Here is a 306-nt window from a genome sequence, read left to right on the forward strand (position 1 = left end):
CGGCATACGAGATTTCTGCCTGTCTCGTGGGCTCGGCGGTGCGCAGCCTGGACTTCGACTTGGGCCGCGACGGTGACTACAGCGATTTCAAGGCCGACGGCCAGTGGCAGGTCAGGCCTGACGCGGGGGCCAGTCGTGGCCTGTGGCAGCCGGGCGCCGACAAGGCCAGCCTGACCTACCGCGTGCGCCTGAGCCATGCGCGCAAGGCCGGCATCTACGAGTCACGCATGACGCCCGGTTGGGCGCTGTTTCGTGGTGAAGACCTGGTGCCTGCGGCGCGTCTTGACCAGCAGGACGGTGTGGAGC

General features: G+C 68.0%; 1 protein-coding gene. It reads left to right on the plus strand.

What is annotated here, in order from left to right; all coding sequences use genetic code 11:
* A partial coding sequence (locus tag MTCD1_RS23555) for a hypothetical protein (RefSeq protein ID WP_200818650.1) occupies positions 1-306 on the plus strand: 306 nt, incomplete at both ends.

This window comes from Colwellia marinimaniae, assembly GCF_002207865.1.
GTDB classification, from domain to species: domain Bacteria; phylum Pseudomonadota; class Gammaproteobacteria; order Enterobacterales; family Alteromonadaceae; genus Colwellia; species Colwellia marinimaniae.